General features: G+C 55.4%; 7 protein-coding genes and 1 pseudogene. All 8 read left to right on the top strand.

What is annotated here, in order from left to right; all coding sequences use genetic code 11:
- The first annotated feature begins 19 nt into the window (after positions 1-19).
- The 8 genes and pseudogenes from ACSFE6_RS01410 (at position 20) to ACSFE6_RS01375 (ending at position 11,910) form a co-directional block, all read left to right on the top strand.
- A complete protein-coding gene (locus tag ACSFE6_RS01410; protein ID WP_435425950.1) occupies positions 20-3,007 on the top strand; it encodes a PAS domain S-box protein in 2,988 nt (995 codons plus the stop codon).
- On the top strand, positions 3,004-3,633 hold the full coding sequence (locus ACSFE6_RS01405) for a response regulator transcription factor (RefSeq protein WP_435425949.1): 630 nt from the start codon (positions 3,004-3,006) through the stop codon (positions 3,631-3,633). The genes ACSFE6_RS01410 and ACSFE6_RS01405 overlap by 4 nt, the downstream gene beginning before the upstream one ends.
- A gap of 485 nt (positions 3,634-4,118) precedes the next feature.
- A pseudogene (locus ACSFE6_RS01400) lies at positions 4,119-4,273 on the top strand (methyl-accepting chemotaxis protein); the annotation flags it as partial.
- A 721-nt stretch (positions 4,274-4,994) separates the two neighbouring features.
- Positions 4,995-6,836 (top strand): TonB-dependent receptor plug domain-containing protein, encoded by a 1,842-nt coding sequence (locus tag ACSFE6_RS01395; protein WP_435425948.1) that lies wholly within the window; start codon positions 4,995-4,997, stop codon positions 6,834-6,836.
- Positions 6,833-7,366 carry a YfiR family protein gene (locus ACSFE6_RS01390; protein ID WP_435425947.1) on the top strand — a complete coding sequence of 178 codons (534 nt, stop codon included), beginning with the start codon at positions 6,833-6,835 and terminating at the stop codon, positions 7,364-7,366. The genes ACSFE6_RS01395 and ACSFE6_RS01390 overlap by 4 nt, the downstream gene beginning before the upstream one ends.
- 4 nt (positions 7,367-7,370) lie before the next feature.
- Complete coding sequence (locus tag ACSFE6_RS01385; protein WP_435425946.1) at positions 7,371-8,648, top strand: diguanylate cyclase domain-containing protein; 1,278 nt, start codon at positions 7,371-7,373, stop codon at positions 8,646-8,648.
- A 209-nt stretch (positions 8,649-8,857) separates the two neighbouring features.
- Entirely contained in the window at positions 8,858-9,808 is a 951-nt protein-coding gene (locus ACSFE6_RS01380) for a chemotaxis protein CheW (protein WP_435425945.1), read from the top strand.
- Positions 9,809-9,903: 95 nt separating this feature from the next.
- Positions 9,904-11,910 (top strand): methyl-accepting chemotaxis protein, encoded by a 2,007-nt coding sequence (locus ACSFE6_RS01375; protein ID WP_435425944.1) that lies wholly within the window; start codon positions 9,904-9,906, stop codon positions 11,908-11,910.
- Positions 11,911-11,954: the final 44 nt, after the last annotated feature.

Genomic DNA, 11,954 nt, shown 5'->3' with positions numbered 1-11,954 from the left:
GACTGTTTGATGAGTGAAGATGATGCTCTCTATGGAAGTGGATGCGTTGAACGCACGAATGGCGCAATCCCCACTGTTCGAGGCTACTTTCGAACTGGTGTCCTGTGCCCTGGTTCTACTCGATGATCTTGGGCGGATATTGAAGGTCAATACCGTTTTTATTGAGCAGTTCGGCTACTCTGCGGCGGATTTGTCAGGCGTTCCGTTTGCCGAACTGATTCATCCGGCCGATCGTGTGGTCCCAAACGCTGTAAAGGGTCACGTCTTGCCATGGCGTCTCGTTGACCAGCCTGATGAACTGTCCTATCGACACAAGGATGGCACTCTGCTTTGTGGTCGTAGCAAGCTGGCGATTGTGGGCGCATTTCTGCTGGTCGAGATCGTCCCGGTTGAAGCCCCTAAGAGCCTGGACGAATTTCTGGAGCAGGATCACTGGCTGCAACGGATCACCGAGACCGCTCCAGGCATCATCGGTACCTTGCGCCTGGGCAGTGATGGCACGTATTCCATGCCTTGGATCTCGCCTGGCTACGAAAAATATTATGGCGTAACAGTGCAGGAACTGGAGCGCGACGTCGGTATTTTATTCGAACGCCTTCACCCTGACGATGGGGTCCGGCTCCAGGAAACGATTGCCGAGTCGGCACGCTCCATGGCTCCCTGGCACTGTGAATACCGGGTGCGACATCCACAAAAGGGTGATATATGGCTCGAGGGCCGTGCCAAGCCGACGCTGGAGGCGGACGGTTCGATTATCTGGTTCGGTTTCCTGCACGACATCAGCGAGCGCAAAGGCGTCGAACAGGCACTGCTCGAAAGCGAAGAGCGGTTCCGCCTTGCTTTTGAATCCACAGCCATCGGCATGGCGCTGCTGGCCCTCGATGGCCGCTGGTTGCGCGTCAATCCTCATCTGTGTGAGATGCTCGGACGCAGTGAGGACGAGTTCCTGCAGACCACCAGCGAATCACTGATTCACCCGGACGATCTGTCCAGAGCGCACGCTGACGCCCAACGCCTGATCATGGGCGAGGTTCCCTACGTGCGTCTTGAAAAACGCTACCAGCACCGCGATGGTCGCTACCTGCGGGTGCACTTGACCGCCAGCATGATACGCGCCAAAGACGACAGTCCTTTGTATTTTGTCATCCAGATCGAAGACCTCAGCCGGCTTATCGAGGCCCAAGAGCGCGTTTCTCTGATGGATTTTGCCCTCAGTCATGTGCAAGAGGCTGCCTTTTTGCTGGATGAACAGGCCCGCTTCCACTATGTCAACGACCAAGCCTGTCGACGTTTGGGATACAGCAGAGAAGAGCTGCTGTGCATGACCGTCGCCGACATAGATCCTAACTGGAGTAACGAGCGGCTGCGGGAGTCTTGGTTCGATGCTTCGAAGATTTCAGGGCGTTCTCTCGAAATTATCGAGAGCTACCACCGGACCAAGGCCGGTGCCATTTTTCCGGTCGAAATCAGCGTTTCTCATTTCGAGCTTGACGGTCAGCGTTACAACCTGGCGCTCGCCCGTGATATCAGTGAACGCAAGCGACTACAAGCCGCGCAGTGGGACACTGAGAGGCGTTATCGGGAGATTTTTGACAATTCGTCGGACTGTCTCTATCTGTTGGAAGTGACGGAAGATCAACGCTTTCGATGTCTCGAGGTTAACCAAGCGTTCAAACGGTCTTCAGGGTTTCGTCGCGAGCAATTGATTGGCCAATACGTGGGCGAATCAAGCCCAGAGCAAACAGCACGCAAGGTCCTGATTGTTCTGGAACGCTGCCTGGCGAGTGGAGAAAGTATCGAATGGGAAGATGAATTGGAGTTGCCGGCGGGGAACATCGCGGTTCTCTCGACGTTCATTCCTGTTCGCGACGAACAGGGAAAAATCTACCGTATCGTCGGAATCAGCCGTGATATCACCGAACGCAAACAAATGGAAAACCGTTTGCTGACCAGCGAGCAGGAGTTCCGCGCCTTGGTGGAAAACACTCCCGATGTCATTGCTCGCTTCGACCTGCAGAACCGAATCTTGTATGCCAACCCCGCAGCGCAACGCATGTTCGGCTGTCCGCTGAGCTTTCTGCTGGGTAAAAAAACTTGCGAAGTGGCACCTGATTTGGATCAGGCGCGATTCTTTCAAAACAAGCTCGAATACATCATTCGTACCTGCAAAGTTACCGAGGAGGAGATATCCCTGGACGTTCCGGCTAAACAGGGCGCAAAAGTTACCAGCTACCAGGTTCGCCTGGTACCGGAGCGTGATCAACATGAGGCGCTTGTCAGTGTTCTTGCGGTCGGGCGCAATGTCAGCGCCATGCGGGCGGCGGAGCAGCGACTGAAGGAGTCCCATGCGCAACTTCGCCAGCTATCCAGCTACCGCGAAACCACGCGGGAAGAAGAGCGCAAGCGCATTGCCCGGGAAATTCATGACGAACTTGGGCAGCAGCTGACCGCTCTACGTATGGGCATTTCGCTGTTGCGCCTGCAATTCGGCAGTGAACAACCGGCGCTGGTGGAGCGAGTCCAGGTGCTGATGGGGCGGATCGACGAAACGATCCAGGTGGTTCGCAACGTTGCCACCAGCCTGCGTCCCTCTGCACTAAACATGGGATTGATCTCGGCGCTCGAATGGCTGGTTTCCGAGTTTTCGCACAATGCGGGCATTGCCTGCCGCCTGAGAGCACCATCGGCTCGATTGGAACTCGACGACGAGCGCGCTACTGCGATTTTTCGAGTGATTCAGGAGTCCCTGACCAATGTCGCTCGCCATGCGCATGCGAGTCGGGTGGATATTCATCTGGAGTGCAGTGCCGAGCACGTCCTGATCGAAGTGCGGGACAACGGTAGGGGCTTCGACCCGAAGCAACTGTCCAAGGGCACGCTAGGTATGCTCGGCATGCGCGAGCGCGGGCATATGCTCGGTGGAACGGTGACTGTAGACAGTGCCCCCGGGCAAGGAGCGTGCGTGCAGGTGAATATTCCCTTTCAAGTAGATCCAGAGGCCCTATGATCCAATTAATGATTGCTGACGATCACGCCATCATGCGTGAAGGTTTGAAGCAGCTGTTTGCGTTGGCCGACGATCTCCACGTCGTGGCTGAAGCGGAGAACGGCGTACTGCTGCTTGAACAGCTACGCCATGAGCGTATCGATCTATTGCTGCTGGACATGAGTATGCCAGGCATTAGCGGTGATGATCTGATTGCGCGAATACGCGCCCATTATCCGCAACTGCCGATTCTGGTACTGAGCATGCACAATGAAGTGCAGATCGTGCAGCGTGCACTCAAGTCGGGAGCCTCCGGTTATCTCACCAAGGACCGGGATCCCGAGACGTTGCTCGCTGCCATTCGCCGAGTAGCCGACGGCGGGCGCTATATCGACGCCGCCCTGGCAGAAAAAATGGCCTTCGTTGCCACGGGCGTGGAACCCTGTAGCCCGCATGATGTGCTCACTGATCGGGAGCTGCAGGTCATGCGGCTGCTCGCCCGGGGCTTGAGCGTCTCGCGGATCGCGACCGAGCTGATCATCAGCCACAAGACGGTCAGCACCCATAAGGCTCGGTTGATGGAAAAGATGGGGTTCCTCAGCACTGCGGATATCGTCCGTTATGCGATGACGCAACAACGGTTCTAATCCGATGGGTACTCTTGGTATCACGGGAAAGGGAGCAGATAAGTAAACGGCTGGCATACGACCTAAGGTGAGCTGGCCAAAGGATTACAACATGAGATCCATCATGCCATGACCCACTCATGTTGGCTTCCCCGACCGCCCAGTCGTTCGATACCCTCAGGCTGAATCAGCAAATCGACGCGCTCACAGAGCGTGAGTTGCAGGTACAACTTCAATTCATACGCTCCTTATTCCTTCCGGTCCTCCCTGCCCAAGATAATTTGCGACAGCTTCTCCTGTGAAATGCAAACTCCAAAACGCTGCACGTGATCGGAACCAGACTACGAGGCGCGCATGGCCGTGCTCGATAGGACATCATTTCTAACTGTCTTCGCTACTCCGAAAGCGGAATTTCGTTTTTGCATGGGGTAAGTAAATGCTTAGACGCGGTGGCAGAGAAAGTGGCGGCTCTTTAGAAGCGATCGCAGGACATCGCAGCCATTTTTGCGGTCATTCGCAGTATTGCGGATCAGACCAGCTTGCTGGCTCTGAATGCCGCGATTGAAGCCGAACGAGCAGGTGAGCAGGGCAGAGGGGCGCGGTAGTCGCGGATGAAGTCCGACAACTGGCCGAGCGCACAAGTCGCTCGACCGGAGAAATTGGAGAAATTGGAGAAATGATCGGTGTGATCGGATTGGATGTGCACAACACCGCGAGCAATGTCCAGCAGGCGGGGTGTGCCGTTAGAGAAGGCGTAGCTCACTAGACGACTTAGGTCGCAGGGGGTAATCAGATTCGCCAACATGTGCAGCACATTCTGTTGCGCATCAGCGAGGTAGTCCGTCAGACCCTGAGCCGAGCCGCGACGGTTGAGCAAATATCTGTGGTCATTCAGGGCGTGAGCAGAATTTCCGAACAAAATGATTTAGCTATCCGAACTCTGGTCGAGCAGTCTGCTCAGCTACCCGATCAGGCGGGGGCTTTGACGCAACAGCTGGCACAATTCAAGGATCGAACAATTCTGTGTTTTGATCGAGCGGGTTGTCGGCATCACCCTACATGAAGGCGGATTTCCTTACTCCATTATCAGTCTGTCCTTATGGTTTTGCACTGCAATGGGTGGCAATTTGGAATCATCTTCCTTCGAGGTCGTCGCTGTTCGGTGGCTGACCTCGAAGTAAAAAAATCTACCCGTCAGGACAAGAATGCGAGGTCGACCGATATCGACCTCTCGAAGTTGGATCGGTCCGAACGCAGTGACTTTAGCGCAAGACCGAGAGAGTCATACCTCCTACATGTCATTACACCACGCCATCTCGCTGCCGACACGGTATGCCCTGCGAAGTATCTGTCGATGTCTCTGCGCGTCGGGTTTCTGGTTGTTGTCTCGCGCGGTAGCCGCCCAAGATTTGACGGGTGTCCCCTTTGAACAGTTGCTCGAAACCGAAGTCGTCGGTGCGTCGCAGTTCTCCCAGCAACTTATCGACGCGCCATCCGCCGTCTCGGTGGTCACCGCGGAAGAGATACGTCGCTTCGGTTACCGGACGCTGGCCGAGATTCTGAACAATATGCGCGGCTTGAACATCGGTTTCGACGGCGCTTATTATTTCCCCGGAGGGCGTGGCTACGGCCTACCCGGCGAATACGCCGGGCGCGTCATGCTGCGTATCGACGGACAACCGGTCGCCGACAACATTTTCAACCAGATTTACCTCGGTGAGGATGGTTTGCTCGACACCGCGTTGATCGAGCGGGTCGAGTACGCGCCAGGGCCGGGCGCCGCGTTGTACGGTAATAATGCCTTCCTGGGCGTGATTAACGTTGTGACCCTCAGAGGCCGTGACCTGAATGGCGGTCAAGTGGCGGTGACGACCGGTTCGAACCAGGACCGCACGGCACGCGGCAGTTGGGGCAAGCGGCTGGAAAATGGTGCCGAATGGCTGGTCTCGGCCTCGACATCTCAGGCAGATCTTCCCGATATCCAAGTCGACGGTGACGTCCTGCGTGATGATTTGGACAGCCAGCGATTGTTTGTCAAGGGCTCGCAAGGCACATGGAGCTTGGAAGGCGCGTTCGCAGAGCGTAGTCAGCAAGAGCTGACTATCCCCCTCGGCGCCAGATGGAATTTTTCCGACGCAAATTCCTTCTGGAAACTCGGCAACGATTCCGACTACGGCAGCTTTCGGTCTTCTATCCGGCTTTCCCACGGAAGTTATCGATACCGCAGTGCATATCGTGAGCCTATCGACGATGGACGTCTTTTCACCGAGGACATAAGGGCTGACGGGCAATGGTTTGATCTTGAGGGGAGTGTCAGCAGCGTAGCCTTCACGGGCCACCGTTTGGTGCTGGGTAGCGAATACCGCAACGACTACCGGCAGGACCAGCAGATACGGCGATACTTCCCACGCCGCGACGAACACGAAGAGAAGTACAGCCAGGGTTCCGCCCAGACGTTTAGCCTCTATGCCCAGGACGAGATTGCACTTCCATACGATTTTAGCCTGAACCTCGGGCTGCGTGTTGATCGGCGCAACAGCAGAGACACTGTGGTGCGGAGCGCCCCTCGGGTCGCACTGATCTATACCGGTCTGGCAGACACCACGCTGTCTCTGTCCCATGGTACCGCCACTCGTTTCGCAAGCCGCAACGAGGAGACTCTTCACGAACTCCCCTCCACCGAGTCGGAGCGTGTCACCACCACCGAATTTGTCGCCGACTATCATAGTGGTGATTTTTGTGTGCTGAGCAGCCTCTATCGTTACCGCATTTCAGACCCCATTCAGCGTTTCACCGACCCGACACTGGAGTGGATTGACACTCTCGGGGCGGAGCTCGAAGCACAATGGCAATGGCAAGGTGTTCAGCTACGAGCCAGCCAAACTTGGCAGCGGTCACAAGACAATCTCGATCGCAACCTGGTCAATTCACCGCAGCAGCTGAATAAGTTGCAGGTTTCCGTGCCCTTGCTCGGAGAACATCTGCGAGCGAGCCTTGCCGCTCGCTACGTAGGTAGACGCTTGATAGCGCCCGAAACGAGCGCTGCCGGCTACACGATCGCCGACCTTACCCTGACGAGCGAGGAAGTCTTGCCGGGTGTGAGTGTCAGCGCCGCGGTGCGCAATATCTTTGACCGTCAGTACAAGGACGCTTCGCTCTTCGACGTCGAGAGTGAGCGTGGAGAGCGTAGCCTGTGGTTGAGTTTGGGATATAGGTTCGAATGAAGACCATCTTCCTCCACGCGTTCATTCTCGTCATCTTGTACCTGCCTGGCCAACTAGTACGAGCCGACGTAGCGGTGGACGAACGTGCGATGAAGGTTGCCTACCTCTATAACTTCACTCTTTTCGCCCAGTGGCCTTCCTTGCCCGACGCCGACTTCCAACTCTGCGTGCTCGGCAGCACGTCCCTGGATGAAGAACTCACCCACCTGGAGGGCAAGCGCGCTCAGAACGGCCTGCCGATCGCCATACGGCGGATCATGTCCAGCGCCTCGCTAACCGGCTGCCAGGTACTCTACATCGACGAGCACAGCCGGCGGTCTCTCGACTCCGTGCTGCAACAGCTTGCCGGGACGCCGGTCCTTACTATCACGGACGCAACTGGCTTTGCCGATCAGGGCATTATGATAGAGATGCGCCGGCAGGGCACACGAATCGTTTTCGACGTCAATCTGGCAGCTGCGCGGCGCGTGAGTCTCGACTTCAGCTCCCGCTTGCTAAAACTCGCCAGTTACGTGGCTAACAGGCCTTAAGCCTATGTATACCGTGCCCTTCAAGGATCGGTCGCTACGTGAGAAGCTCACCCAAACGGGTTTTTTGCTGACCGCCATGATGATGGCTGTCCTGCTGGTGGCACTGCTGACTTACCAATTGATCGTGCAACGTAACGCTTTGGCAGTAGGTGTGAGAGCCCATGCCATGGTGATTGGCAGCAACGGCGCCGCAGCGATCATGTTCCGCGATGCCCAGGAGGCGCAAGAAACGCTCGCGTCCCTGAAGCATATCCCTGACATCACCTGGGCGGCCTTCCTGCTGCCTGGTGGGCAAGAGCTGGCCACCTACCAGAGGGGAGCCTTGGAAGCAGGCATTGAGCACGCACAGACCGAAGGGATCGGTTGGAGTGCTCTACTCGTGCGTGAGCCGGTGATGCTTCACGGCCAGCACATCGGCACTGTCGCGGTGCAGGCGAGTCTTGCGTCCCTGTACAGCGGCCTGGCGTTGCAGACCGGGTTCGGGGTGCTCGCGGCTGCGCTGGCACTATCCTTGTCCCTGGTATTCTCGCGCCGAATGGCCTCCAGCATCGTGCAGCCTTTGCTGAGCCTGGTACAGCTGACCGAGCAGGTACGCGCCAAGCGCGACTTTAGCTTGCGGGCAACCTTGTACGGAAGCGACGAGGCCGGCCGTCTCGCTCGAAGCTTCAATGACTTGATGGCGCAGCTTGAATGGCACGACGCCCGGACCAATGCCGAACTGCAACAGCGCCGGCTGGCTGAGCAGCAACTCAACAAGTTGGCTTACTACGACCTCGTTACCGGCCTGCACAACCGGCATTACTTCAAGGAAAAACTGGAGACTGCGGTGGCAGAGGCCATGCATTACGGAACGTCCTGTGCGGTACTTTTCATCGATCTGGACGACTTCAAGGTCGTCAATGACACCCTTGGCCACGAGACTGGGGACACACTGCTGACCCTCGTCGCCAAGCGACTGCGCGGTACGTTACGCAGTATTGATGTGGTGTGCCGAATCGGTGGTGATGAATTTGCGGTGATTCTGGAGAGTGGTGTCGGCGTCGACCAAGTCAGCCGAGTTGCCTCGAATATCGTCGGTGCGTTGTCCATTCCTTTTAACATTGAAGACCATCAAATAAACATTGGAGCAAGCTTAGGCATCAGCCTGTGCCCCGATCACGCATCAGACACTGTTAGCCTAGTGCGCAATGCGGATATGGCGATGTACCACGCCAAAGCCAACGGCAAGAACAGCTTTTATTTGCACGCGCCGCAAATGGACATCGGTTCGGTCAACCAATAACCATCAAGGCATTACCTTATGTGGTTCTGCGTCCACTAGGGAATCCCCTATCTAGCTCCTACCCAAGGCCTACCTATAAGTCAGCATAGCCCGATGGTCTGCAATAACGCATTAGCAGCATCATATGCGACTAATGGCACATTGCTTTCTTTTTAAGCAAGGCTGTCGATATGTGTTTAATGGTCCGGTGATTGGATGGAGGGTTCGTATTGGAAGTAACACCCGCTCCCCTCGATTTATCCCCAGCAGGAGTAGCGATAGCTTTCCTGTTGCAGGCTGCTCTAGGTGCTGCTTGCCTGCTGGACGTTGGAGGGTTGTACATTCAGTACTTGGCATCAGCTGTTTTCCTTCTGACATTGGGTATGGCGGCAGCCTTTTACTACCATGCGTGCGTCCGTACGCTGCCCTCAGGTATCGCGACGGAGTGCATCGACAAGCCGATCGCTAGTTGCGAAGAAACGAATGTCCAACCTTATCCGCTGGTGTCAGGTTCAGTAGTCGGAGCGGCGCCTGAGCACACTCATGACGAAAAAATGTTCGAATTTGCCGAAATGATAAATGGACTCGCCGAGCTTACTACGGACCTGCTCGAAAAAAGAGAATATCTCCTGGAGAAAATCATCAATCCGATATCGGCTGCTGACCAAGCAACATCCAATAAACACTATCTCTCTTTTGTCATCGACGACGAGTTGTTCGCGGCAAATATCCTCAATATCCGCTGTATTGTCGAGGCGACTCAACTCTCCACTACATCGAGCGTGCCGCCGAAGCTTCGTCGAGCGATCAGGCTGCAAGATGTTCTGGTCCCCGTAATCGACTTGGGGATGCATTTCGGTTGTCCACCTGTCGAAGTCAATCTCGGGACTGGCATTGTAATTCTAGACGTCGTCAGAGATGGGCACCGACAAATGCTGGGTGTGGTGGTTGATGCAGTTTGCGATGTACTGCAGATTGCTCCGATGAATATTGAGCCGCCCAAGGCCACCGATAACGAAGTCCGCAACAACTTCACCATCGGTAGGGCTACGGTCGGCAACCTGACATTTACATTGCTGGATATCGATCAAGGTTTTTCGGCGAGTGATTTGTTTCTGCTGAGTCCGTCATCCCAAGCGATCGTAAAGCAAGCCTCTCGATATAAGCCTTCGCATGTTTGAACGAGCAGGCTACCGCTAAGAGATTAGATTGCTGCCGCTACAACAACTGATGAGCTTGTAGTATCAGATTCCTTGGCTATGAATGGAGTCCATATATGAGAATGCTAGAACGTCTATCTTTGCCTGGGAAGTTTTTGCTGCTGGCTATTCTCTGTCTGGCGCTTATTGCGACGCCGACCTCTTTCTACGTGCTGGGTGCCTTGAGCGAGAATCGCCAGGCCGAGCAAGAGTCTCGCGGTGTGCGACCTGTACAGCAATTGCTTAAACTCGTTGAACTGACGCAACAGCATAGCGTCCTCTCATCCGCCGTGCTGGGTAGCGCCCGAGCCTTAAATGGGGCAAGGCAAAGCAAGCAGGCAGAGGTGGAGCGTGAGTTCGAGCAAACCGAGCGTATGTTGCGCGAGTCTCAGGTTCCGTCGAGTATCCTGGATTCCTGGGAGCAGGTGCAGCACCAATGGCATGACTTGGTAGACCAAGTCTCGAAGGCCGCAGTCGAGGGCTCCCAAAGCCTGACGCTACATACTCAATTAATTACCGCTTATCTTCAAATCGAAGACTCGTTGCTCGATCACTTCGAGTTATCGCTGGACCCGGTCTTTGAAACCTATTACCTAATCACTGGCACCCTGGTTGAGTTGCAGCGAACCAGCGAGTTGCTCGGACAATTGAACTCCGCTGGAGCACTGTATTTGGCGCGGGGAAGCGTCGAGCCCGAGCAACATGCCGTTCTTGGTAGCTTGACTACTCAAACCCTGAGCAGTTTGGACAAGTTGGACCGTGCCTACACCAAGGTTAACGCTGCCAGCCCGCAGTTTGATGCTCTATTACGCGATCCGCTGGCAGTGCTGCGTACACAGATCAAGCGGGCGCTCGATCTGACGGACACACATTTAATATCAGCCAGCGAATTGAGCTATCCGGTGGCTGACTATATAGCGGCCTATACTCAAACCGTTGACGCTCTGTTTGCGTTCGAACAACCAGCTCTGAGCGCTCTGGCTGAGGCACTGGCGACGAGGCGCGACAATGCGCGAAAGGCATTTATCGTGATGTCTGCATCCCTTCTGGTGTTCGTACTGGCTGGTGCGACACTGGCAACGTTGGTGATACTCCGATTGCTCAAGCAACTCACCATCGCCTTGAAAGCGACCGAAAGTATTACTGCGGGCGATCTGAGCCAATCGATCGATATTCTTGGCATGGACGAACCTGCCCGCTTACTGCAAGCACTACAGCGTACGCAAGAAGGGCTGCGCGGCACCGTCAGGCAGATCGTCAATTCCGCTGAGCGTCTGGCGACCACCGCCGGGGAGTTGAATACGGTTACCGAGAGTGCCATCCATGGACTGCAATTACAAAACGGTGAGCTTGATCAAGCTGCCACTGCGGTCACCGAACTCACCACGGCGATAGAGGAGGTGGCACGCAATGCAGCCTCGGCATCTCTGGCATCCCAATCTGTAGATCAACGTTCCCGCCAAGGCCAACAGCAAGTCGACCATACCGTAGGTGCCATCGAATCCCTAGCCGGTAATATCGAATACACAGCCCACGCTTTGCAATCTTTGGCAAGTGAGGTGAACGATATCGGCTCTGTGCTGGATGTAATCAACGGTATTGCCGAACAGACTAATCTTCTCGCCTTGAATGCCACGATCGAGGCGGCCAGGGCTGGTGAAAATGGTCGTGGTTTTGCAGTCGTAGCGGATGAGGTGCGAGCCTTGGCTCGAAGGTCCCAAGAGTCGACCAAGCAAATTGAAAGAATCATCGTCTCTGTGCAGAAGGGTAGCCAAGAGGCGCTCGGAGCCATGCAAAACAGTAATGAGCAAACTCAGAAAGCTTTGGCGGTTGCCCGTGAGGCAGGTATCGCGTTGAATGTAATCACCGCAGCCACTAAGCAGATCACCGAGGGCAATCTGAGCATCGCCAGCGCCACCGAGCAGCAATCACAGGTCGCCCGCGAGGTTGACAGTAACCTGATCAACATGCGCAATGTTTCTGTACAGGCTGCCAGTGGAGCCAATCAGATCCATGTCTCCAGCCGCGAACTCTCGAGTTTGGCTGGGGAACTGAATGTCATGGTCAAACATTTCATCTTCTAACGGGCACGCAGTGTGCCTTGATGCGTTGCCATTTTGGTCAGCGC

It is taken from the genome of Pseudomonas baetica (genome assembly GCF_051216495.1).
Classification (GTDB): domain Bacteria; phylum Pseudomonadota; class Gammaproteobacteria; order Pseudomonadales; family Pseudomonadaceae; genus Aquipseudomonas; species Aquipseudomonas baetica_B.
This window is presented reverse-complemented; position numbering and strand designations above follow the sequence as displayed.

What these genes read in the sequence shown, in the direction of transcription:
- ACSFE6_RS01375 (WP_435425944.1), top strand. Translation starts at nt 9,904, where the DNA reads ATGAGAATGCTAGAACGTCTATCTTTGCCTGGGAAGTTTTTGCTGCTG.
- ACSFE6_RS01390 (WP_435425947.1), top strand. Translation starts at nt 6,833, where the DNA reads ATGAAGACCATCTTCCTCCACGCGTTCATTCTCGTCATCTTGTACCTG.
- ACSFE6_RS01385 (WP_435425946.1), top strand. Translation starts at nt 7,371, where the DNA reads ATGTATACCGTGCCCTTCAAGGATCGGTCGCTACGTGAGAAGCTCACC.
- ACSFE6_RS01410 (WP_435425950.1), top strand. Translation starts at nt 20, where the DNA reads ATGATGCTCTCTATGGAAGTGGATGCGTTGAACGCACGAATGGCGCAA.
- ACSFE6_RS01405 (WP_435425949.1), top strand. Translation starts at nt 3,004, where the DNA reads ATGATCCAATTAATGATTGCTGACGATCACGCCATCATGCGTGAAGGT.